Origin of the sequence: Sulfitobacter sp. R86518 (genome assembly GCF_042466275.1) — a bacterium.
Taxonomy (GTDB): domain Bacteria; phylum Pseudomonadota; class Alphaproteobacteria; order Rhodobacterales; family Rhodobacteraceae; genus Sulfitobacter; species Sulfitobacter pontiacus.
The window spans coordinates 1-23,250 of the sequence record NZ_JAXHCA010000003.1; the positions used below are offsets into that span (position 1 = coordinate 1).

Below are 23,250 nucleotides of genomic sequence, written 5' to 3' on the forward strand. Positions count from 1 at the left end.
AAGATCAAGCGCATCGTTTCAGGAAACCACGACACAACATTCGAACACGCTGCGTCTCATTCAGGAATTGCGTGAAAAACAGCAGATGGACAGACGCTGGCTTCCATGGGTCGGTCTGGGTGGTGTCGTTCTGGTTTTGGTGCTGACGGTTGCGCTTCCTCGTTTCTTAGCCAGCAACGCCGCAACTTGCGCTGTCCTTGGGGCGTCGTGGACGACGACAACAACGGGTGTCGATGCCTGTGTGTTTTATTCTGATTGAGTTGGCCGATTCGCTTGCTTCGTTAGCCGATTGTTTGGTTTTGGCTAAATCTTGCTAGTGTTATATATGTGTTAGAATCTGTGTTACGTGTAATTTGAGGGCATTATTCATATTTGTTTTCAATATGTTGTGCGTTCGTGCTGCAGCTATTGTCCCGTTCAGATGCAGGTGTTATCCCAGATACTGCAGGTGTTATCCCGATAAGACTTGAAGTGCAGCTAATATCCCGATAACAACCAAAGTGCAGCTAATATCCCGTTGAGAGCAGGCCTCATGAAAGAAGACAATCCCCCTCTCCTACCGGACAGATACCCGCAGACGGACCTCTTTATCTGCGATGTGGCTGATGCTGTGATCAAAAGTGACATGGCTTCGATGGAACATCCAATCTTCACCTTGTCAAAGAAACCTATTCGCGAAGTCAAAACTTATGAGAACGGCGACATTGTACTAGAGGTGACTCCTAGCTCAAAGGGCATCGCGAACATCTACGACAAAGATATTCTGATTTTCGCGATCAGCCAGATCATGGCTGCAAGAAACGAAGGTCGCCCCTACTCACGGGAGATCATGTTTCAGGCGCGAGATTTCATGGAGTTCAGCAACAGACACACTGGAGGCCATGATTATGACCTTCTTCGTGATTCATTGGATCGCCTCGACGGCACGCGCTTGCGGACCACAATCAAGACCGGCGGTGAGGAAACATGGGAGGCATTCGGTCTTATCGATGGGGCAAAGATCAAGCGGACGCGAAAGGACGGGCGAGTAACGGAATGGGGGCTGCGCCTGTCCGAATGGCTGTTCAAGGCGATTGAAGCGAATGAAGTGCTGACCCTGCATCCGGACTATTTCCGCCTGCGGAAGCCTATCGAGAGACGAATTTACGAGATCGCTCGAAAGCACTGCGGCGCGAAGGAATTTTGGCAGATAGGGTTGAAGAAGCTGCAGAAAAAATGCGGATCGAGCGATGCGTCGCGGAACTTCCGGATGGCTGTCAGAGCTCTGTGTGAATTCGATCACCTGCCCGATTACTCCGTAAGCATGGAGTCGGACATGGTTTCTTTCAGAAATCGTAACTCGGCCCCTGCCCTTCTCGGAGAAGGCTACTCCGTTTCTCTTCGGCCAGATACTTTTGAGGCCGCTCGAAGGGCGGCCCCGGGCTGGGACGTGTATGTGATTGAGCGGGAATGGCGACAGTGGGTCGTGTCACTTCTTGATCAGGGGATGGAGCCGCCAAGAAGCCCAGACAACGCTTTCATAGGCTTTTGTCGCAAGTGGGCCGCGCGTCAAGACTTATGATATTAAAAGTAACGTGATATTTATTATGCAGTATAATATACCGGGTATAAAATATGCCGTGAAATATAAAATAGCGTGACATATAAAAGGTCACGTAATAAAAGATGCCGTAAAAAAGAGGCAGAGCAATGATCGTTAGCGTTCTATCCCCCAAAGGCGGATGCGGGAAATCCACGTCGGCACTCACTCTCGCAACAGTTTTTGCGAATAATCCGGATTTGTCAGTCGCCATAGTGGATGCCGATCCTCGTCAAAGCATTGCGCGCGTTTGGCTGGGTAAGCGGAAAAGTGAGGGCTTGGGAAAACCGCCCTTCGAGGTGATCTCTGATCCATCTGACGGGAGCATCCTTGATACCCTGGAGGCAGCCGAAGCGAAGCACGATCTGGTGTTTGTCGATCTTGAGGGCGTAGCAGGTCTTATGGCGTCCTATGCAGCCTCCGCGTCAGACATGTGCATTATACCCATGCGTCCAAGTGCCCTGGATGGCGATGCCGCTGGCGCAGCCCTCAAGATGATCCGAGACGCGGGACGTGCAGCCCGCAGAACCGTTCCAGCACGAATTTTGATAACTCAGACTGATGCTGCCATCGTCACAAAATCTCACAAGGAACTACTTGCTGAACTTGATGGGGCAGGGGTCGAACGCTTGCAAACCGAACTTATGCGTCGAGCGCCTTTTGAGCGCGTGATGGCTGAAGGAAAGACACTTTTTGAGCTTGGGCATAATCAATCGGTCGCCAGCGCGATCAGCAACACCGCTAGGCTCGGCAAAGAACTGGCCGAAATACTGGAGGCAGAATAATGGTTAATAGCTTTCTGAACCTAAATGACGACGATGGAAAACCAGAAACCGATGTAAAGATCGGGGCTGCTCTGAAGAGCAAGCCAAAGGCAATCCGTGCCAAACCAAACAAAGACGCCGTCGCAAAGGCTGGGGAGGCACATGGCTTCACTCGATCTACGGAGCCTGCTGCCGTATCCTCCTCGCCTCGAAGGGGTCGGCCACCTCTGAATGAAGATATGATCTACTGGCGCATCTACCTGTCTAGCCAGCTTCGTGACGAGTTGAATCAGTTGCGGGATGAAGAGGGAAGGCGACTCAATGATGTTATTGAGGACATGTTGGCGGCATACCGTAAGACGAAGAGTTAGGGTGGCCGATGATGGAAACCCATCTTGAAAAACATGATCCTGGTAGGAACGTCGCTCGATACTATCGGATGTCGGTTCACCCAAACTTGTTTGGGGAATGGACGCTACAACGCGAGTGGGGGCGCATAGGGCAGGGCGGTCGTGTTCGGTTGGACTTGTTTCGCAGTGAAGCGGAAGCTGAACGCGCCCTTAGTGTCCTGGAAGGTGTAAAGCAGCGCCGTGCCTATGAGTACGCCGGAGTGAGCCATTGACTTATGTGCCATTGACGTATATTTAGATGACGAAATTGCAGACAGTCGTTGAGTTGCCGGAGTTTCAACGCCGGGCCAAAGCAGTCATGTCGGATAGCGAGCGGGAAGCCGCTATCCTCTGGATCGCGGGAAACCCGGACGCTGGCGCTTCACTGGGCGGAGGACTTCGCAAGGTCCGCATTCCGCGTGAAGGCGGCGGCAAAAGTGGCGGCTTCAGAACGATCTATGTGTTTGGCGGACGCCACATGCCGATCTTTCTGATCACTGTGTTTGCAAAGAACGAAAAGGCGAACCTATCGGCGAAGGAGCAAGCTATTGCTGTGGAGCTGAGTAAGGAAATCATCGCTATGTGGAGTGATAAACAATGAGCGCATTTGAAAGCATTAAGCAAGGCTTGGAAGAAGCAAAGGCATTCTCGAAGGGGCAGGGGGCTAATGCTGCCGTTCACGACATTGCGGTTCCGGAAATTGACGTCTCTGAAATCCGCGCTCAGACAGGTCTGTCACAAGCCGAGTTTGCACGCAGTATCGGCGTCGCGAAGGGAACCTTGCTCAACTGGGAACACGGGCGACGTACACCGAACGGACCTGCCCAAGTATTGTTGGCGTTGATTGCTCGCAGGCCTTCTGTTGTTCAAGATTTGCTTGGTGGTTGAGATTCTGGGCAAAAAATATCGTTCATGCATGGTTATTAAACCCTTCATTTTCGTGGCTGTAAGTACCTAACGATCAAAGATAAACGTGATCGAACATGACCGATGTAGAAAAATATTAATGGGATCGTCTTTTGAGTAGTGAGATCGCAAGCCAGGGCAGTCTATTTACCTCCGACTTTTTGACCGAAACCATCCAAGGTGTTTCGGAGTGGAACGCGCTTGGTGACACTGATCTTGACCAATTCGGAAAGAGCATTCGCGGTCATTTTGACCGCTTTCCAGTTACCCAGACGCCTAACGAAAGCCAGACAGAAGATGATCTGATCTGGCCAATTCTTGAAGCACTTGGCTGGACGGAATTGCTCCGCCAGCAAAACTTGTCACCGAAGGGCCGCGAAGACGTGCCTGATGGTTTGCTGTTCGAAAGTGTGGAGACCAAAGCCAAGGCGAATGGCTTCCCCGAAGAGTGGAAGCGCTATGAGTTCGGTCGCGCTGTTGTCGAATCCAAAAGATGGGCGCGCCCCCTCGATCGGCGCTCTGGCCGACGCGGAGAGGAAACCGCGCCCTCGACCCAGATGCTCCGTTACTTGCGTCGCATCGACGACATCACGGGCGGCACCCTCCGGTGGGGCATTCTGACCAACGGCTCAAAATGGCGGCTCTATTTCTCAGGCGCGCGATCTGTATCCGAGCAATTCTTTGAGCTCGACATCGCGGCGATCCTCGACCTACCAGGGCACAATGACGGGCTTTTCGCCCTCGATGAAGCCGATCGTCGCCATTGGCTGAAGGTCTTCTTGCTGATCTTCCGGCGTGACGCATTCGTACCTGCGGGCGCTGATCCTCGCACGTTCCACGAAAAAGCTCTCGAACAAGGGAAGTTTTACGAAGAGCGCGTTGCCGAAGACCTCTCCAACAAGGTTTTCGGGGAGGTGTTCCCCGATCTGGTGCGCGCAATCGTGAAGGCCGCACCCGAAGCCGATTTACAGGCAGTCCGCGAAGCCGCGCTGATCCTTCTCTACCGCCTCTTGTTTATCCTTTATGCCGAAGACCGTGATCTCTTGCCGGTCAAGGACACGCGCTATGACGATTACGGGCTGCGCAACAAGGTGCGCCTCGATGTCAAAGAACGCAAAGACAAAAACGACGTCTTCTCGGAAACGGCCGCGCGCTATTGGGGGGCGATGGCTGATCTGTTCATAGCGATCGACCAGGGTGACGCTTCGATTGGATTGCCGCCCTACAATGGCGGCCTCTTCGACCAGGAGCGGCACGCGATCTTGACCAACATCCGCATCCCCGATGCGGTCATGGCGCGCGTAATCGACGCCCTGTCGTTCGAGGTGACGCCAGACGGGCGCAAGTATATCAACTATCGCAACCTTTCGGTGCAGCAGCTTGGCTCGATTTACGAGCGACTTCTCGAATATGAGGTGACGCGCGACGGTGATGAAATCACCGTTCAGCCGAACATCTTCGCGCGCAAGGGATCGGGCAGCTACTACACGCCCGACGACCTAGTGCAGCTCATCTTGACCGAGACCCTTGAGCCGCTTGTCGAAGAGCGCAAGCGTGCCTTCAGGGATAAGATCACAGAACTAGGGCAGGGTGACTTGGCTAACCATCGTAAGATCGGGCAGCTCAAGCGCCTCGATCCCGCGGCTGCGCTTCTCGACTTGAAAATCTGTGACCCCGCAATGGGTTCCGGCCACTTCCTTGTGAGCCTTGTCGATTTCATGGCCGACCAGGTGATCACCGCCATGGCCGAGGCTGAGCTCGACGCACCCGAGGAATGGGGCGATTACATTTCGCCACTTGGCGAGCGCATCGACACGATCCGCAACACCATTCTCGCCAATGCCGACGAACGTGACTGGACGATCGACGAGGAACAGCTCGACGACCGGCACATCATCCGCCGCATGGTGCTCAAGCGCTGCATCTACGGCGTGGACAAGAACCCGATGGCTGTAGAGCTCGCCAAAGTGGCGCTGTGGTTGCACACCTTCACAGTGGGCGCGCCGCTTTCCTTCCTCGATCACCATCTTCGCTGTGGCGATAGCCTTTTCGGCTCTTGGGTGAAAAAGGGCATCGACAAGGCCGCGACTTATGGCACGCCGCTCTTGCTGCATGAGCCGATGAAGCGTGCCCTACGAGCGGCATCCAAGATGCAGATCGTTGAGGGGCTGACCGACGCGGAGATTGCCGAGGCGCACCGATCGGCAGACGTGTTTGCCGAGGTCGAGGAAATGACCGCGCCGCTTGATGCGTTGCTTAAGCTGATCCACGCGATCGACTGGCTCGACATCAAGGGTAAGGCGGGCAAGGCCGCGCTGAAAATCTTCTTCGATGGTCAGTTTGGCGATCCGCTCGACATTGCCATGGGCAAGAAGGAGCCTAAAACCAAGCGCGAAGAAGGGCAGCGCTTTGCCGAGATACTTGGCCAGGCACGCATGCTGATCGCAGAGGAAAACTTCCTCAACTGGCAAGTGACCTTTCCAGGCATCTGGGCAGACTGGGAAGAAGACGAGCTGACAGGCGGGTTTCATGCCGTGATCGGCAACCCGCCATGGGATCGGATGAAGCTGCAACAGATCGAATGGTTTGCCGAGCGCCGTCCTGCGATCGCGATGGCCGCGCGCGCGTCCGACAGACAGAAATTAATCGCCGCCCTCGAAAAAGCAGGCGATCCCTTGGCACAGGACTATGCCAAGGCGTCAGAGCGTGCCGAGGCAGGAACACGCATGGCGCGTAAAGGCGGGGACTATCCCTTGCTCTCCGGCGGAGACGTGAACCTCTATTCGCTCTTCGTTGAACGCGCGATGACCGTGGTCAAGCAAGACGGGCTGATCGGCCTGCTTGTCCCGTCTGGTATTGCCTCAGACAAGACCGCCGCGAAGTTCTTCAAGGGCGTGGCGACAGAAGGGCGGCTAAAGACACTCTACGATTTTGAGAACGGAAGACAGGGCAGAAAAGGCGGGCCGTTTTTCCCGGATGTTCATCGCAGCTTCAAATTCTGTGCCTTGGTCGCGTCGCCTTCGCCGACAGATTATGCAGCGCAGTGCGCCTTCTTCCTGCACGATGTATCTGACCTTACGGAAGAAGGCGTTAGGTTCGCACTCAGCGCCGAGGACTTCGCGCGCGTGAACCCGAACACCGGCACCGCGCCGATTTTTCGTTCGAAGCGCGATGCTGATTTGACAACGGTCATCTATGGCAATGCCGTGCCCTTGGTCGATCGGTCTTCTGGTACAGAAGTGAAATCGTGGCCGGTGAAATACTCGACCATGTTTCACATGACCAACGACTCTGGCTTGTTCCGCACCCGCAAGGAACTCGATGAACAAGAGTCGGCTTATCCCCTGGGCGGCAACACGTTTGGCAGTACATCGGGAAATTGGCTGCCTCTCTATGTCGGGCGGATGATCCACCAGTTTGATCACCGCGCGGCATCGGTTGAGGTCAACGAGGCCAACTTGCACAACGCGGCGCTGAGCGGCGCGGTATCGGAAGAGCAGAAGGCCGATCCTGACTTCGTGCCGACCCCTCAATATTGGGTGCCGGAGAGTGAAGCTGATCTTCCTTCTGGCACCGAATGGACGATTGCGTTTCGGGACATCGCCAGGGCCACCGACGCGCGGACGATGATAGCGGCAGCGATCCCAAAGGCGGGCGTCGGAAATACCGCTCCTTTGATCCTCTGGAACGATGAAGAGCAGCGAGCCGATCACAAATCGCTTCTTCTGGGAAACCTTGGGGCGATTTCTCTAGACTATGTTACCAGGCAGAAAGCTCAGAGCACGCACCTGAACTGGTACATCGTCGAACAGCTTCCAGTGATTGCCCTGGATCAATTCGAGAAGGTGCACTTTGGCACCAAGACCGCCGCAGAAATCGTGCGGCAGGCCGTTCTTGAGCTCACCTACACAGCCCACGACATGGAGCCATTTGCGCGGGACATGGGCTACGTAGACGCGGCTGGAACCGTGAAGCCCCCCTTCGCCTGGGACGAAGAGCGCCGCCTTGTCCTGCGCGCCAAACTCGATGCCGTTTTCTTTCACCTCTACGGCATCACCGACCGCGACGATATCCGCTACATCTACTCGACTTTCCCGATCGTCGAGCGTGAAGAGAAAGCCGCCTATGGCGGCAAGTACCGCTCTTGCGAGCTGTGCCTTGCCTACATGAACGCGCTTGCCGCCGGAAACCCAGACGCGGAAATCAAGCTATGAGTGAAGAAGAGAAGGTCGTTGAGAGGATTGCAACCCTGGCGCAGAGTTGCATCCAGCAACATCCGGTCGTCATATTGGGAAGTGGGGCATCAGTCGTTCATGGTCTAAGAGGCATGGGTGATCTGGCTCAATATCTCCGAGACCATATCGATCCTGACGAGGGTGAGGAGACCGATGCTTGGCTGCTAATTAGAACTGCTTTGGCCGACGGTGATGGTCTTGAAGAAGCTCTGCTGAAAACTGCTGCACCGTTGAGCCTCGTCGAGAAGATTGTAGCACTTACTTGGCAAGCCATTGCGGAGGATGACCTTGCCTTAATGGCGAGGGCAGCACGAGGGCAGGAGCATTTTAGCCTGTCTGACTTGCTTCAGGGAATGTTCAAGAGCACTCACATGGTCACAAATATTGTGACACCAAATTATGACCGTGTGGCTGAGTATGCGACTGACATAGCGGGGCACATTCACGCTACAGGTTTTGCGCCAGGTATTATTCGAAGCCGTGAGGGCGGCGATCCAGTGTCAATTCGACGTGGAGCGCATGCGGCAAGGACGGTCAGAATCTGGAAGGTTCATGGTTCGCTAGATTGGTTTGTGGACAACGCTGGCCGTGTTGTTTCCTTGCCGTTTTCGGATCAACTGCCAGATAATTTTGAGCCCTTGATCGTAACGCCAGGTGTTAGCAAATATGAGCGAACACATGACGAGCCTTTTCGGTCCACCATCCAAGGAGCAGACCGCGCGCTGGATCAAGCGGCTTCTTTTCTTTGTGTCGGATACGGCTTTCGTGATCGGCACATTCAGCCGAAAATCGTCGAAAAGTGCAGGCAACGGAATGTCCCAATCGTGATTTTGGCGCGCACACTCACGGATGAAGCGAAAGGGTTCCTCGCTGACAGCGCAGGGCAAGCATATATGGCGCTTGAGAAGGACGGCGACGGGACCCGTGTGTTTATGCCAGAGCACCCCAAAGGATTAAGTATCGCTCAGCCCGATCTCTGGTCGTTTGATAATTTTAACAAGATGTCTTTGTGAGGTTTTAGATGGCAATTTTTGATTACGGTGATGGTGAAGCGTTAGGTAAGATTATTGCCGTTGATACGGCGGTAGTCGTTGTGCGAGTTGATGAACTTGAGCGCCTAAAGCGAGTGCAGGTTAATCGCTTGGTCGCACTTCAGAGCAGTAAGGCAGGACAACACTTGGTCGGAGTTGTGTCGAGGATCACGCGCAAAGCACCCGAAATCACGCCAGCTGAATCGGATGAAGATGCAGACGAAGTCGGAGATTTGCCTGAGAACAACTTGGTGCGCGTTTCTTTGATCGGAACCTTGATTGATAAGCAAGGGCTTCTAGAGAATATTTTCCGAAGAACACTTGAGACTGTGCCGGAGATTGACGCTAACTGCTTTGCCCTAGAAGGTAAGCGTCTGACAGACTTCATGCAGGTCATCTCCAATGTAACGGGTGATGGGCCGCAGCTGGAGCTTGGGAAATATACCCTCGACGAGAATGCTACCGCGTTTCTGAATGGCAACCGACTTTTTCAGCGTCATGCCGTCATTGTTGGCAGCACCGGCTCAGGTAAATCGTACACAACTGCTCGCATGCTAGATCAGGTGGCAGCTCTCGATCAAGCCAATGCCATACTATTCGATATTCACGGCGAATATAAGACGTTAGACGGTGAAGAATTCCGGCACTTGCGTGTAGCTGGTCCCGGCGACCTTGAGCAAGGACAGGGGCTTGATGACGGCGTCCTCTACCTTCCGTATTGGCTCCTCGGATACGAGGCCATGGTTTCGCTCTTTGTAGACCGTTCTGACCAGAACGCACCTAACCAAGCAATGGTGATGGCCAACAGTATTACGGATGCAAAGCGCAAATACCTTACTGATGGAAAACACGCAGAGGTTTTGGCCAATTTCACAGTCGATAGCCCCGTTCCGTTTCCACTCGGAGAAGTTCTTGAGCGCCTCAAAGACCTTGATACAGAACGTGTTGATGGCGCTAAAGCAGGCACAACGAAAGCCGGTGACTTCAATGGTAAGCTAAGCCGCTTGGTTGCCCGTTTTGAGGCAAAACACCTAGATCGGCGTCTCGGTTTTCTTTTTCAACCACATGCAGAATGCATGGATATGAATTGGCTGCCGAGATTGGCCCAGGCACTGACTGCAAGTAGGGGAACGCAGGCTGACAAACGAGGCGGTATCAAGATTATTGATTTTTCGGAAGTTCCCTCTGACATTCTGCCTTTGATGGTCAGCCTTCTTGCAAGGCTAGTTTTCAACATTACTCAATGGACCCCGGTAGAAAAGCGCCATCCCGTGGCCTTGTTCTGCGACGAGGCGCACCTCTACATTCCGGAGCGAGCAGGGCGCGATGGGGTTGACGATATTTCAGTAGGGATTTTTGAGCGCTTGGCCAAAGAAGGTCGGAAGTACGGTGTCGGGCTCGTTGTCATTAGTCAGCGCCCTTCAGAGGTGAATAGGACCGTCTTGAGTCAATGCAACAATGTGGTCGCAATGCGCCTAACGAATGGCGATGATCAGAACGTTATCCGAAGACTTTTGCCTGATAGCCTTGGCGGTTTTGGAGATCTGTTACCCGTTCTCGATGTTGGGGAAGCATTAGTTGTTGGTGATGCAAGTCTCTTGCCAACCAGAGTTCGCGTTGGAGAGCCGAAATACAAGCCAAATAGCGCGACTATCGATTTCTGGGATTGTTGGGCCGGTGAGATGCCAGAATCTGATATTGCTGCGGCTGTTTTGTCTTGGAGGCGTCAAAGCGCGAGATGATGGCTCGAATTAGGCGTGCATGGATGAAGGCTTTAATCGAACCAATAAAATCAACTTTTTAGAGGGTTTAGAAGTTGTTTTTGTTAAGCGCGGCGCACTGTTCGCTCGCTAACCTTGAACAACCGTGCGATCTCAGGAACTGCTCTGTGTTCTTGATCTCTCATGTGTCGTACCTCGTCCCTTTGCGCTGTTGTGAGGGCTGGGGGCCTACCACCGATCCGGCCTCGCATGCGAGCTGATGCCAGCCCCTCTTTTGTCCGTTCCGAAATCCGCTCCCGTTCAAACTGGGCTATGGATGCGAAGACATGGAACACAAGACGGCCTGCCGGCGTCGTTGTGTCGATGTCCTCGGCCAGGGACCGGAAGCCGGCACCGCGCTCGCGGATCGTCTCCACGATTTCCAAAAGGTCTTTAAGGGACCGTGCTAGCCGGTCGTATTTGGTGACGGTTACAACGTCGCCGTCGCGGAGTTGGTCCAGCATCTTGTCCAGTTCGGGCCGCTCGCGCTTCGATCCGCTGATCTTGTCCGCGAACAGCTTGCCAGCTCCCGCGGCTTCTAGGGCGTCGGTCTGGGCATCAAGATTCTGATCGCCAGTGCTGACGCGGGCATATCCGATAATCATCTCTTGCGACCGGACTTTTTTGCGCGAGAACGTTGAGCTTGTTCGAGCATTGCGAGGTGTTCGGCAGGCATCTCCTCAACAGAATATACTTGCCGTGTGTCTTTCGGCGCAGCCTTTCCTGCACCCTTCTCGTTTTTCGGTTTCTTGGTCATACCGCTCCCCAGGTCCGTTGGACAAAAACCTGCCAAAACAGTTTTAGTTTTGCCGTAGGTTTTTGTCCAGCCTAAGCGATTGATCTGGTGTGCGGCAGGGCGCTTGGACAAAAACGACCGTTTTCGCCGCCCCAATCTGAATTGCCCCCGTTCATAGATTACGCGGCGAAGGTGTCAGGAGAGCCAAGAGTGACGAATGCTGCGCTGTGCGCGAATGTCTGCAGAAAGCGTGAGGACAGTTGTCAAGTTCACCCCACTGTTTCTTCAAAACAAGAATTTATGCTAGCGTAAATGCCGGTAATGGAAGGATGGTTTTATGGGGATGGAATACGACGAAGCGGCGGCAGAACGTCTAGAGGCGGTGTATCTTGGTCCAGATGTCATTGCTCAACGTAACGACACCATTGAGAGGATTTCGGTCCAAGAGGGAGAACGCGTTCTGGATATTGGAAGCGGACCAGGATTTCTTGCCGATGCTATCGCTGATCAGGCAGGCCCAAAAGGGAAAGTGGTTGGCGTCGACATTTCCCAACAGATGGTTGATCGCGCCAGTCAAAGAAGTCAGCGCGAATGGCTTAGCTACCAATGCGCAGATGCCACCGCACTCCCATTTGAGGACAACTGTTTTGACGTCGTCGTCAGCACTCAGGTCGCCGAGTATGTCCCGGATATTGAAGCGTTTGCATCTGAAGTCCATCGGATACTCAAGCCGGGAGGGCGTGGCCTGATCCTAGCCACTGATTGGGAAGGCGTTTGCTGGCACAGCGAGTATCCAGATCGAATGGAGAAAGTGCTTAAGGCATTCTCCCCTCACTGCGCCGACAGTAAATTGCCGCGGACTCTCACCGCTCGTCTCAGAAAAGCTGGGCTTGCCGTGGATGATGTGAGCTATTTCCCCATCGTAAATGTTGATCGGTATGACGGTTGTTACGGAGAAATGGTGGTGCCATTCATCGTCGCGTATGTAAGCGGTCAGAAAACCGTGCCAGTCGATGAGCTTCAAGCGTGGGCAGATGAACAAGCGTCACTTAATGTGCGAGGGGAGCACTTTTTTTCGACTGGCCGATTTAGCTTTACCATAAGCAAACCTTTGTAAACTGAAAGCGGCCATTGACGCGACCTCAGCGAATTGGTGCTTTGTCCCGCTGATGAAGACGTGCGGCTATATTGATCCGACTGCACCCAAAAGCCAATTGCACGCTTTGGGTATGCAACTAGACCGCAATGGCTGACGTCACGATTGCAGGGATTGGTACGCGCCAATCAGGCCCCTTTCCGTGGTTTTCCAAGACTTTGGCTACAACTGCCGCCCGGATTGCGGCAGCATTTTCGGCCGGTTGTGGACGCAACATTGCGCCGCCTCTTGCAGTCCCCTCGAGGAAGAAATCATAGGGAGCGCCGGGGTCATCGACCAGCCATTCGGATGCGACCATGGTCTGGTGGCAGTCGGTAAATCCTGCTGCATCAAGAACCGGAAACGCCAAATTTGGATCAGCATAGTCGTTCGCACCGGGGCCGGGCGGAAGCGCAATATCTTTGGACCCGTGTTGACCAATGGCACCAAAAACATAGCCAAGGGCCGTATCCACCTCAGGACCACACCAGACCGAGAACGCCAGCCGACCGCCTGGGCGCAGGACACGGCGGGCCTCTGCAACGACTTTGGGAGGGTCCGGAACATGCGGCATTCCAAAGCCGATTGTAATGACATCAAATGATGCATCATCAAAGTCCAAGGCCATCGCGTCACCTTCAATGAACGTGGCCTCGGGTACATTGGCGCGCGCCATATCCAGCATTGCAGGCGAGAAATCGAGACCTGTCACTTGAGCGCCTGCTCTTACAAGACCAGCGGCTACATTTCCGTGCCCGCAACACAGGTCGAGCGCCTTGGTTCCAGTTTCGGTTCCGACGGCTTTAACCAGATGAGGCACAACCATATCCGCTGCTTTTGCAAATACACGCGCATAAGATTGCGCCAAATTCACATCTGCCCATTCTCGTTTTTCTAGCGCGGCGAAGGTGTCATGTTCTTTAACATTTGGCATATGCGTCTCCTGTATTTGGGGCCTTAGCGCTCCCCACGCACGGCCCACGCGCGCGCCGCAAGTAATATCTTTCCATCCGGGTCAGTGGGCAATGTCTCCTTCAGTCGCGTCCTCAGCCGCTCTCGCTTTGTCTCATCCAATGAAGCGCAATACCCCGGGGCAGGTGCGATGCCGGACAGGAATGGGGTCCAGTAATCATCGAAATTCTCAAATGGCGTTACGATGTCGATTGGTGCCGTGACAACGTTGCGAAGGCCCGCGCTCGCATACAACTCAGCCAGCGCATCTGGGCGACAAATCGGAAACCGCACCCCTTCGTCGTTCTCACGCGCTGCCGGGTCGAGGGCAACCGCAGCATCCCAGAAATACCGCATGAACTGAACATGCCCTGAATAGTCCCACACATAGGCCGCAACAGTGCCACCGTCATCTACACAGCGGAGCAACTGCGCCATTGCTTGCTGCTTGTCTGGGATGAAGTTCAACACGAGGCCGGAAACAGCCACATCAGTTGTGCTGTCATCGACAGGAACAGTATCGCCCGACCCTTGCATGAGCTGAGCCCGTTCATCGGTGACACTGTCGCGGGCGAGCGCCAGAAACCCGTCTGAGGGTTCGACACCGATGACTGATTCCGGTGCACAGTTTTGCAGTATCTGGGATGTCAGCGCACCCGTGCCGCAGCCCAAATCCAGCCAGCGCTGTCCCTGTGGCATATCCAGCCAAGACAGGAACTTCTCGCCGGTCTTGCGACTCCACCGACCGACATACATCTCATACGCGTCGCCATCGTTCCATTTGTCCTGCATGGCTTTGCTCCACCTTCTGATCAGCGTTTCAGGGTATGGTATGGAAACGCTGCTTAGTCGCTATTCCAATAAGTTTGGAACGTAGCAAAATTCTTGAGTTTGGGCTAGGTTGATGGCGAATAGGAACCATGAAGCATGCGACAACTGATATTGAATGGGAATCCAATGGAGGAGATCGTCGGCTTTAGCCGCGCTGTCCGTGTTGGCTCTTTTATCGCTATCGGCGGCACCGCACCCGTGGATGCGGACGGCAAGACAGTTGGTGTCGGCGATGTCTTTGCCCAAACGACACAATGCTTCGAGATCATCAAAGCGGCGCTCGAACAAGCCGGTTCCGGGCTTCAGGATATTGTTCGAACGCGGGTCATCCTGACAGATATTGCCACCTGGAAAGAGGCCATCGAGGCCAGAAAGAAGTACTGCGTTGACAGCCGCCCAGTTGACACAATCATGGCCGTAACCAGTTTCGTGAACCCGGAGTGGCTCGTCGAAATCGAAGTGGATGCAGTTGTTGCTGAATAGCAAAATGCGACAATGCTTGTAGGTTTTTGATACGCGAGAAATGACCATCGGCTCTTGTTAGCCTCACCTCGCAACATGGTGGTAAGACATGAACTAGCGGCTCATTTGAAATCAGGCTAATATCGATCCATGCATGTATTCCGAGACGCACTTCCTACAGATGCCAATCGTTGCTTCGAAATCGAGACCTCAGCTTACGAGGGAGACGAGGCGGCTACCCATGCGAAGATTACAAAACGCATTGAAACCTATCCCGACGGATTCTTGATCCTTGAGATTTCAGGTCAGGTGGTCGGCTTCATCAACTGCGGATGTGCTTATGAAGTCGAAATGTCTGACGAAGACTTCAAGGAACTGATAGGACACGATCCAGACGCGCCGAATGTTGTCATCATGTCAGTTGTTGTTGATCCCTCGCATCAAGGCAAAGGCCTATCAAAGGCGTTGATGATCGAGTTCGAAAAGCGAATGAGAAGCATGGGAAAGGCCACGATTCACCTCATGTGTAAGGAGCATCACGTGCCGCTCTATCAGAAGTTCGGATACTGCTATCTACAACCGTCGGCTTCTGATCATGGTGGGATGATCTGGCATGAGATGTCGATGACACTTTAAGGCCTCAATCGATCAGGCGATGTGATTTGACCATAGCCATACGTTTTTGGCATAGCGGGCCGAAGCGGCCATTGGTGCTGGTGCAGCGAAAGCTGGCTTTGTCCCGCATCTTTCTTGTTCATGCGCCGTCCAGCGAATGGCCATGAACACCGCTTACCCATCACTGCCTCCGGGCATTTTGCCCGTCTGCGCGAAGCGCCAGGCCTGTCGGCGGGCGTCCTTCAGGTTGCCCGCCGACAGGTCACCCTGAAACCGCCCACAACCAAGATCAGACCACAACGCAAAAGGCCCCCGCCTGCTGACGGGGGCCTCGATCTTCTGGCGGGGCAGTCTGTTATTCAGCGGCCATCCGCTCGGCCTGCGCGGTGCGGTCCATGATGTAATCCACGGCCTTCTGCGCCTTCTGACGCGGCGCGGAAAATCGCGCGGCTGTCTTCCTTCATCGCTTCAAGCCATCCCTCGACATAGGCCGCGCTCTGATCAAACTCAGGCTCCACCCCGATCTGCGCGCAAAGCATGCAGTTTCCGATTTCCGCGACCAGCTCTTCGAACGCATAGGCCTTTCGATCATTGAACCGGCCCAACCGGTCCAGCCGCTTTGTTGCGCCTGTCCAGTGAATTGTCTCATGGGCCAAGGTGCCAAAATACCCAGCCGCCCGATAAAACGTGCCAATCGGCGGCATGTGAATGCGGTCGGTCTTGATGTTGTAATACGCACGCGGCTCCTCAGTGCTGTCGATCTGCGCTCCACTCGCGGCAAAGAATGCCTCCAGTTCGGGATCGGCCACGGTGCCAAGATCACGGGGCGGATCGGGCAAGATGTAGAATTCCGCGGGTAAACCCTCGATCTGGTCAGCGTTAAACACGCGGTAGGCCTTGGCATAGGGAATTTGGCGTTCCTCACCGTTCTCGTCTTCACGCTCGACAGTGCCGTATTTGACCACGGTTGCGGATTTTTCGCCCTTGCGAACATGGTCCCCAAGCTGCTTGGCCTGATTAAACGTCATCCAGCGGGCAGAACTGTAGTCCTTGGTCATCGCCGTCGCCCAAAGCATCAGGATGTTGATGCCTCGATAGGCTTCGCCATTGAACCGTTCCGGCAGGCTGACTGACACCCCGCCTCCGGTCCACGGCTTGCGCCACGGGGGCGTTCCCGCCTCGATATGCGCGACAATCTGATTGGTGACATGGGAATAAACGTCAAATTTCTCTTTGGTCATTTGTGACCCTCCTTGAATGACACGGTCGGGGTCTCCTGTCCCTTTCCGCCAATGGGCGGGCCTTCCTGTTCTGATCTTTGGAATGCCCATGCATTCCGAACGGCAGAGCAGGTAAGGGCAAAGCCCTGCCTGCGGCCTGGCAGGGCCGTGACAACCGGGTGGAGGGCGTGAATTTGGGAGGGAACCGCGCGCGTGCGCGTGGGAGGAACCGGAATTCAGGGCCGGAACCGACGCCGCAGGCGGCGCTTGCCGGTTTTCTCGGACACGCCGGGATGGCAGGCGGATCAACAGGATTTGGAAACTGTCAGGGTTGGGGTGAGCGGGCGCCAGCCCGTCGATCCCCTACCCTGTCTATCGCTCAAAGCGAGACCGGCGCATCGTCGGGATCACGGGGTTCTATAGCTACTTTGCAGGCGTCAACGGAAGTGAAGGACGGTCATAATCTTTTCAAAGTCTTAGGGTACTGCTCCCAAACAGGAGTTTCAGATGACAGCCGATGTACTAGGCCCAGACAACGCATTTTGGATTGATGGCGAATGGCTTGGCTGGGATAGCATTATTGACCCAGAAGAAACCAAATACAGCCGCCTCGCTGAACTTGAGCGCGAGGCTGAACTGCGCCTCAAATATCCAAACGCCGATCCAACATTAGTCCCATACTTTCAGGACCTCTTGACGCTTGCAGAGGCCTATTTCTGCGACACAGGACAGCACCTCAACGTCTACGGCGACATTGGTGAGCTTTTCGGTGCGATCATGTACGGAATCAAGCTTCACAAGAACCATGCCCAAGGTTCAGATGGCAGATTAGGAAATGACTTTGTTGAGATTAAAACGATCGCGCCGACTAACAGCAAAGAAAAGACCAGTGTGCGTCTCGACAGGCACTTCAGCAAACTGCTCATAGTGAAGATAGACGACAATTTTGAAGTTTCGGGACGTCTTGTGAAGCGGGCCAACCTACCAAAAAGAGACGGCAAAAATCTGCGGCTATCATGGGCAAATATCTCTAGCACCGACTAACCTCATATCTTCTTGCGTCGCTAGCTTGGCCTTTCGTTGAAAAGAATGACACATCCACCATCGCCGCTGTTCGGGTCATTCACGAGCACGAACCGCACGACAGATCCATCTCTCTCATGTAGGCAGCGGTACTTCATCCGAGCATCTAGCGGATCGCGCGCTTGATCATAACGGTCGCTGAAGGTGTGCCCTCAACGACCGTCAGACTGTTACAAACAAATAATTCTAACCAAGTCTTTTTCGGACGGTATTTCCAAGTATTGAAACAATGCCCGCAGCAAGTGCCAGTTTGAGCATATCCGGCACAATAAATGGCCCGATGCCATATTCGATTCCCTGTGAAACGCCGAACAGATACATGAGCCAGAACGCGCCAAGCGCTAGAAGAATAACTTCTCCGGCAAGCATCGCTGCGCCAATTTTAAATGGGTTTCGCCACCACCCCTGATCTGCCGCCCATCCGGTGATTGCCGTCATGACAACGAAGCCCACAAGATAGCCACCGGTTGGGCCAACCATGTAGGCCAACCCTATTCCCCGCTCGGGCGTTCCTTGGAAAACAGGAAAGCCCAATGCGCCCTCTGCCAGGTAGAGGAGGATTGTTGCCAGCCCGAGCTTCAAACCGAACACGGCTGCGATAGTGAATATCGCCAATGTCTGAAGCGACATATCCACTGGCCACATCGGTACTTTGATCTTCGATGAAATCGCAATCACGAGCGACCCCATAACTGCAAGCATCACAAACCAGACGACTTGATTGATTTTGGTATTTTCTAGGAGTGATGGAAAAAGTGCATCCGTTCTGTTCATGTCGATCCTCAATGCTGTGTTGTTCGGATTGATCCAAGCCTAACCCTCCGGCCCTGCATTGAAAAGCTACGTTTCAAAGGCTTTCTGCCCCCCGCACTGCGGGCTGTCCTCCGAGAATACTTTTGGCAGAGTGAAATCAATAATATACGATTGCCGATCCTGATACATTCCGGCACAAAGAGATGACTCCCGTTTCTCTAAGAGCATCTGATGACCGCGACCACACAGATCGAACCAAACGTAACAACCGAACAAGGTCTTCGGGCGCTTGCCGAAGAAGGCCACGCGGTTGAAGTGCTGTGCAAGGCTGAACCGGAACGCAAAGGACCGAGCTGGTACGGTCTCTGGATCATGCGGACTGTGGGGGCTGACGGTAAGGAGAAGCTCCTTGTGACTGCAAGAACACGTCTGACGCAGAATGCGATCAAGGTGCGGGAGTTCAAGACGGCGACAGGCGTGATTTCCTTCTTGGTCGGCGTTGGGTTCTCTCAGGCAAGCATCCCCATGAATAACGGCGAAAAGACCTCACACCGCCTCGTCAGTGACTGAGGCCGGGATCACGGTCTATCTCCCTGTCGATCTCGCGGTCGTTCTCGACTTCCTGATCCTTCTCCTTGTCGCGCCCGTCCTCGATCTCCAGCTTTTCGCGCGGCTTGTTTAGCACGTCCTTCAGGCGCTCGTTCACAGATGGTTTGCGCTCTTCGCGTCCAGTCTCCTCGCCAAGCTCAGGATCACTGTGACCGTCCAGCTTGTGCACCGCCGCCTGGCCATCCCGCCCGGCGTCCTTATCCATGATCTCCTTCAGGCGGTCCCGCGCATAGTTGCGCCCTCCGGCCTGTTCTTCGTCACTCTGCCCACCACGATCCTGCCCGCGATCCGTGATCCGCGCCAACTGCTCCCGGACGTCATCTGTGACACGGCCCTTGGATGTCGCCGCCCTGAGCGCGGTTAGACCGGCGGACACACGCCCCTGCCCGGCGTCCCGCTCGACCCCGTAGATTTCACGCGCAATCTCGACGCGCTCGCGCATCTCGCGGAACGCAGCGCGGGCCTGACGCGCGGCATGGACCACGGCACCGCGCTCAGTAACAGGCTTGTATTCCCGGCCCTCGCGCTCCGCCGCTGCCTTTTCGCGCCGCTCCATCGAGTTTGCCGCAGGTCCCAGCTTCAGCTCCGGGTCGCGATCCAGCTCCTCGGCGGACAGCGTGTCCCCGCGTTCCTGCGCTGCTTCGCGCTGCTTCTCTAGGGACCGGTGATCGACGCGCTCGGCCTCGCCGACACGCTCCAGTGCCCGGTTCTGCAACTCAGCCCAGACGCCACGCATCTGCTCGATCTCGACACCGCCGGTCTTTGCGGAATCCAGCACCCGCGTCTTGGCCGTGAAGCCCTCGGGTTCCAGCTTTCGGGTACTGGTCAGGACGTGGGCGTGATGATTGCGCTGGTCACCTTCACGGTGCGGTGCATGGATCGCCACGTCCACGGCGACACCGTAGCGACTGACCAGCTCTTCGGCAAACTGGCGGGTGATCTGCGACCGGTCCTCGTCGCTGATCTCGGACGGCAGGGCCAGCTCCCACTCGCGGGCGGTGACGGAGTTGCGGCGGGTCTCGATGGCCTCGGCTTCATTCCAGAGTTTGGAGCGGTCCTGCGCCCAGGCCGGGGCATTCTCAGGGGCGACAATGAACGTCTCCTCGATGCCCTGCTTGCGGGTGTAGTCGTGGATGCGGCCCTCCCGCTGGCACTCGATGCGCTCGCCCGCGCGGTAGGCCCCTGCCGCCGTTGCGGTGCGTCCGGCAGACCGTTTGATCGTCTTCACAGAGAGGTGGTAGCTGGCCATCAGCGCAACCTCCGCCTGAGACGCAAACGCCGCCGACAAGCGCCGCTGCTGACCCCGGCCAATGCTCCAACATTGGCCGTTCGGTCAGCTGTCTTTTGCCCACCGGTCCTAGAGGTGCCAATGGGCACCCCGATCTGGTGCGCGGCCCTGCGGGGAAAAGACAGCCTAGGCGAAACTGCCCGAAGGGTGGTTGAGGCGCGGGCTTGCCTGTCATCTACCCCCAGATCCCCAGCTTCGTGGGGAGCGGGATATGGGGGTAGATGACAGGCGGTTTGCCGGGGGCAAACCCAGTGTGGATCGGCACCGTCAGGTCCGACGATCCACACCTCTCGGAACGGAGACGCCATCGTCAGACCGGCCCCCACCGTGGGGCATCGGTCGAGACGCTGGTGCGAGGTTTCGGGATGCGCTCCAACCGCCAAGGTTGGTCTGGGAAGGTTTGGAAGGGGCAACGCGCCCTTCCATGTCGCGGCGGCACGCAGCGAAGGGGTTGGCCATCGGCTGGGGGCTTCCCCCAAGAGGATCGCACGCAAAGCTCGGAACGTCCCGCAGGGTAAGAGGAGAGTTTGCATAAGTGCGCCCTTGTCCTTTACAGGCCTACGGGTAAGCTCTACCATCTGAGGTAGAAAGTCAAACTTCTCCACCCGCAAATCTAAAAATGGATTCACGCGATATGGCAGAGACAGAACTCGAACGGGCAGAGAAACGATACGCCCAAGCCAAGGCCCGTCTCCAGGGACTGAAGGCGCGTGAGACAACCCGACAGCGTAAACTGGATACACGGCGCAAGGTGATCCTTGGTGGTGCGTTGCTCGATCTGGCGGAACGGGATACCGGTGCCGCCACGATGCTCGACCGGCTGATCCGTAACCTCCCTCGCGCGCAGGATCAGAAAGCCTTCGCGGACTGGACGGCTCCCTCTGCTACGCCCTCCCCTGCCCCAGATGCTGATGGCGCGTCCTGATGCATGGGTTGATGCGCGTCTTCGGCGGTCTGTTCCAGTTCTTCGGTCGGCTGATCTTCACACCCATTTTGCTGGGATGGCTGATCGGGGCCATATGCCTTGGCGCGATGATCGGGTCACTCATTGCCACCCCGTTCATCTTTGCCTTCTTCGATCAGGAGCCGGGCGAAAGCGCATGGCAGTGGTTGGTGTTCGGCCCGTTCATGTTTGTCGGTGCGGTCTTCGGATTCCAGTACTGGCGTATGGCCTCCGGGGCCGATGCCTTCTTCGGGGTGAACCGCGACAGCCACGGCTCGGCCCGCTTCGCCAATCGAAAGGAGCTGAAGAAGCTGGAACGCGCGGACGGTCTGTTGATCGGGCGCAATCCGCACACTGGGCGGTTGTTGCGCTATGATGGTCCCGCCCATCTGATCACCCTCGCTCCGACGCGGGCCGGGAAAGGTGTCGGCACCGTCATCCCGAACCTGCTGGCGGCGGAACGCTCGGTCCTGGTCATCGACCCCAAGGGAGAGAATGCCAGGATCGCCGGGGAAGCGCGGCGACGCTTCGGGACGGTTCACGTCCTCGATCCGTTCGAGGTCTCCGGGATGCCTTCTGCCGCCTACAACCCGCTCGACCGGCTGACACCGGACAGCCTCGATCTGGGCGAGGATGCGGCTTCTCTGACAGAGGCGCTGGTGATGGACCCGCCGGGCCAGGTGACGGAAGCGCACTGGAATGAGGAAGCCAAGGCCATCCTCGGTGGGCTGATCATGTTCTGCGTCTGCCACGAGGATCGCGACCGGCGCTGCCTCGCCACCGTCCGGGAATATCTCACCCTGCCCCCGGAAAAACTTCGTGCGCTGCTGGAGCTGATGCAGGACAGTGATGCGGCGGGCGGGTTGATTGCCCGCGCCGCCAATCGGTTTCTGGGCAAGGCGGATCGGGAAGCCGCTTCGGTCATGTCGAACGCGCAGCGCCATACCCATTTCCTCGATAGCCCCCGCATTGCGAAAGTTCTGTCGCGGTCGGATTTCCACTTCTCGGACCTGCGCCATCGGATCACCTCGGTGTTTCTGGTGCTGCCGCCCAACCGCATGGACGCCTACAGCCGCTGGCTGCGGCTTCTGGTCTCTCAGGCGCTCCAGGACATCGCACGGGACGCTGAGGCGTCTGTGAGCGGCCAGAGCGGGCCTGTGGAGCGCCTCAAGGCCCCTGCCCTCTTCCTGCTGGATGAATTTGCTGCTCTGGGCCGTCTTGAGGCAGTGGAACGCGCCATGGGGCTGATGGCGGGGTATGGTCTTCAGCTCTGGCCTATTTTGCAGGACATGAGCCAGCTCAAGGACCTCTACGGCGAACGGGCCGGAACATTCATTGCCAATGCTGGAGTGCAGCAGGTCTTTGGTGTGAATGATTTTGAGACGGCCAAATGGCTGAGCCAGATGATCGGCCAGGAAACCACCGGGTTCCAGACCGACAGCTACAAGCCGGGCGACAACCCCAGCTTCAGCAACAACCTCACGGGCCGCGATCTGCTCACCCCCGATGAAATCATGCAGATGCCGCCCGAGTTGCAACTCCTGCGCGTCCAGGGCCAGCCCTCGGCTCTGGCGCAAAAACTACGCTACTACGCCGACCCCGAGTTCAAGGGGCTGTTCGTCCCGCAGGACCAGTGATCCAAAGGATGACCCGCCATGACCGACACGCCTGACCCTGACCAACCCGAGTTCCCTGCCCTTTCTGACGCAGAGCTGCGCGAAACGCTTGATCTGATGGCCACGGCGGTCGCCAGCATGTCCAACCGGATCGACGGTCTGACGACAGTTGCAAACAAACAGATTGCGGTCTCGACAGAGGCGCGCATCGCGGCCTTCGCCGCACGGGAGCAAACAAATCCGGAAAAATATGGCGCGCTGATCGGTCAAACCGTCGATGGTGGTATTGTTGACAGCCTCAAGCGTTTGAACAAAGCGGCTGGGGTTCTGCTAGACAGCGCTGA

The 23,250-nt window shown here is 55.8% G+C and carries 23 protein-coding genes and 2 pseudogenes; 18 read left to right on the top strand and 7 right to left on the bottom strand.

The annotated features are described in order from the left end of the window. The 10 genes and pseudogenes from SJY36_RS00415 to SJY36_RS00460 form a co-directional block, all read left to right on the top strand. Positions 1-259 (top strand): annotated as a pseudogene (locus SJY36_RS00415) (hypothetical protein); the annotation flags it as partial. A gap of 273 nt (positions 260-532) precedes the next feature. Next, complete coding sequence (locus tag SJY36_RS00420) at positions 533-1,561, top strand: replication initiator protein A (RefSeq protein ID WP_073146354.1); 1,029 nt, start codon at positions 533-535, stop codon at positions 1,559-1,561. A 128-nt stretch (positions 1,562-1,689) separates the two neighbouring features. Next, the gene (locus tag SJY36_RS00425) at positions 1,690-2,364 is read left to right on the top strand and encodes a ParA family protein (protein ID WP_073146356.1); all 675 of its coding nucleotides are present in this window, start codon (positions 1,690-1,692) and stop codon (positions 2,362-2,364) included. Further along, on the top strand, positions 2,364-2,714 hold the full coding sequence (locus SJY36_RS00430; protein ID WP_386172305.1) for a hypothetical protein: 351 nt from the start codon (positions 2,364-2,366) through the stop codon (positions 2,712-2,714). Before SJY36_RS00425 ends, SJY36_RS00430 begins: the two co-directional genes overlap by 1 nt. An 11-nt stretch (positions 2,715-2,725) precedes the next feature. Then, entirely contained in the window at positions 2,726-2,965 is a 240-nt protein-coding gene (locus SJY36_RS00435) for a WGR domain-containing protein (RefSeq protein WP_386172308.1), read from the top strand. 26 nt (positions 2,966-2,991) lie between these two features. Next, positions 2,992-3,333, top strand: coding sequence for a type II toxin-antitoxin system RelE/ParE family toxin (locus SJY36_RS00440; protein ID WP_386172311.1), 342 nt, complete (start codon positions 2,992-2,994; stop codon positions 3,331-3,333). Continuing rightward, positions 3,330-3,620: a helix-turn-helix domain-containing protein gene (locus SJY36_RS00445; RefSeq protein ID WP_386172313.1), complete on the top strand. Its 291-nt coding sequence runs from the start codon at positions 3,330-3,332 to the stop codon at positions 3,618-3,620. The genes SJY36_RS00440 and SJY36_RS00445 overlap by 4 nt, the downstream gene beginning before the upstream one ends. A gap of 179 nt (positions 3,621-3,799) precedes the next feature. After that, the gene (locus tag SJY36_RS00450) at positions 3,800-7,852 is read left to right on the top strand and encodes an Eco57I restriction-modification methylase domain-containing protein (protein WP_386172316.1); all 4,053 of its coding nucleotides are present in this window, start codon (positions 3,800-3,802) and stop codon (positions 7,850-7,852) included. Next, positions 7,849-8,886: an SIR2 family protein gene (locus tag SJY36_RS00455; protein ID WP_386172319.1), complete on the top strand. Its 1,038-nt coding sequence runs from the start codon at positions 7,849-7,851 to the stop codon at positions 8,884-8,886. The genes SJY36_RS00450 and SJY36_RS00455 overlap by 4 nt, the downstream gene beginning before the upstream one ends. An 8-nt stretch (positions 8,887-8,894) precedes the next feature. Further along, positions 8,895-10,646: an ATP-binding protein gene (locus tag SJY36_RS00460; RefSeq protein WP_386172322.1), complete on the top strand. Its 1,752-nt coding sequence runs from the start codon at positions 8,895-8,897 to the stop codon at positions 10,644-10,646. 83 nt (positions 10,647-10,729) lie between these two features. Here the strand turns inward: SJY36_RS00460 and SJY36_RS00465 are convergent, their stop codons facing one another. Further along, positions 10,730-11,269 (bottom strand): recombinase family protein, encoded by a 540-nt coding sequence (locus SJY36_RS00465; protein WP_386172324.1) that lies wholly within the window; start codon positions 11,267-11,269, stop codon positions 10,730-10,732. Next, entirely contained in the window at positions 11,266-11,421 is a 156-nt protein-coding gene (locus SJY36_RS00470) for a hypothetical protein (protein WP_386172327.1), read from the bottom strand. Before SJY36_RS00470 ends, SJY36_RS00465 begins: the two co-directional genes overlap by 4 nt. 316 nt (positions 11,422-11,737) lie before the next feature. On the opposite strand from SJY36_RS00470, the gene SJY36_RS00475 reads away from it, so the two are divergent. Further along, positions 11,738-12,517 (top strand): methyltransferase domain-containing protein, encoded by a 780-nt coding sequence (locus tag SJY36_RS00475; RefSeq protein ID WP_386172330.1) that lies wholly within the window; start codon positions 11,738-11,740, stop codon positions 12,515-12,517. 118 nt (positions 12,518-12,635) lie between these two features. Here SJY36_RS00475 and SJY36_RS00480 read toward each other — a convergent pair whose 3' ends face one another. Together SJY36_RS00480 and SJY36_RS00485 are read right to left on the bottom strand one after the other, a co-directional pair. After that, complete coding sequence (locus tag SJY36_RS00480) at positions 12,636-13,469, bottom strand: class I SAM-dependent methyltransferase (RefSeq protein WP_386172333.1); 834 nt, start codon at positions 13,467-13,469, stop codon at positions 12,636-12,638. 23 nt (positions 13,470-13,492) lie between these two features. Next, positions 13,493-14,278, bottom strand: coding sequence for a class I SAM-dependent methyltransferase (locus SJY36_RS00485; RefSeq protein ID WP_386172336.1), 786 nt, complete (start codon positions 14,276-14,278; stop codon positions 13,493-13,495). 165 nt (positions 14,279-14,443) lie between these two features. Here SJY36_RS00485 and SJY36_RS00490 point away from each other — a divergent pair, with 165 nt between their 5' ends. Both SJY36_RS00490 and SJY36_RS00495 read left to right on the top strand, forming a co-directional pair. Then, positions 14,444-14,800, top strand: coding sequence for a Rid family hydrolase (locus SJY36_RS00490; protein ID WP_386172339.1), 357 nt, complete (start codon positions 14,444-14,446; stop codon positions 14,798-14,800). 129 nt (positions 14,801-14,929) lie between these two features. After that, positions 14,930-15,415: a GNAT family N-acetyltransferase gene (locus tag SJY36_RS00495; protein WP_386172342.1), complete on the top strand. Its 486-nt coding sequence runs from the start codon at positions 14,930-14,932 to the stop codon at positions 15,413-15,415. Positions 15,416-15,753: 338 nt separating this feature from the next. On the opposite strand, the gene SJY36_RS00500 is transcribed toward SJY36_RS00495, so the two are convergent. Beyond that, entirely contained in the window at positions 15,754-16,635 is an 882-nt protein-coding gene (locus SJY36_RS00500) for an ArdC family protein (protein ID WP_386172344.1), read from the bottom strand. Between the two features lie 486 nt (positions 16,636-17,121). Between SJY36_RS00500 and SJY36_RS00505 the strand changes: the two genes are divergently transcribed. Next, positions 17,122-17,658 (top strand): hypothetical protein, encoded by a 537-nt coding sequence (locus tag SJY36_RS00505; protein ID WP_386172347.1) that lies wholly within the window; start codon positions 17,122-17,124, stop codon positions 17,656-17,658. Between the two features lie 225 nt (positions 17,659-17,883). Here SJY36_RS00505 and SJY36_RS00510 read toward each other — a convergent pair whose 3' ends face one another. After that, entirely contained in the window at positions 17,884-18,471 is a 588-nt protein-coding gene (locus SJY36_RS00510; protein ID WP_386172350.1) for a biotin transporter BioY, read from the bottom strand. 210 nt (positions 18,472-18,681) lie between these two features. Between SJY36_RS00510 and SJY36_RS00515 the strand changes: the two genes are divergently transcribed. Next, entirely contained in the window at positions 18,682-19,020 is a 339-nt protein-coding gene (locus SJY36_RS00515) for a hypothetical protein (protein ID WP_386172353.1), read from the top strand. On the opposite strand, the gene mobQ is transcribed toward SJY36_RS00515, so the two are convergent. Continuing rightward, positions 19,010-20,308 carry a MobQ family relaxase gene (mobQ, locus tag SJY36_RS00520; RefSeq protein ID WP_386172356.1) on the bottom strand — a complete coding sequence of 433 codons (1,299 nt, stop codon included), beginning with the start codon at positions 20,306-20,308 and terminating at the stop codon, positions 19,010-19,012. The genes SJY36_RS00515 and mobQ overlap by 11 nt on opposite strands. A 658-nt stretch (positions 20,309-20,966) precedes the next feature. Between mobQ and SJY36_RS00525 the strand changes: the two genes are divergently transcribed. The 3 genes and pseudogenes from SJY36_RS00525 to SJY36_RS00535 all read left to right on the top strand — a co-directional run. Beyond that, positions 20,967-21,272 (top strand): mobilization protein, encoded by a 306-nt coding sequence (locus SJY36_RS00525; protein WP_386172359.1) that lies wholly within the window; start codon positions 20,967-20,969, stop codon positions 21,270-21,272. Further along, entirely contained in the window at positions 21,272-22,927 is a 1,656-nt protein-coding gene (locus SJY36_RS00530) for a type IV secretory system conjugative DNA transfer family protein (protein ID WP_386172362.1), read from the top strand. Before SJY36_RS00525 ends, SJY36_RS00530 begins: the two co-directional genes overlap by 1 nt. A gap of 18 nt (positions 22,928-22,945) precedes the next feature. Beyond that, positions 22,946-23,250: pseudogene (locus SJY36_RS00535) on the top strand (hypothetical protein); the annotation flags it as partial.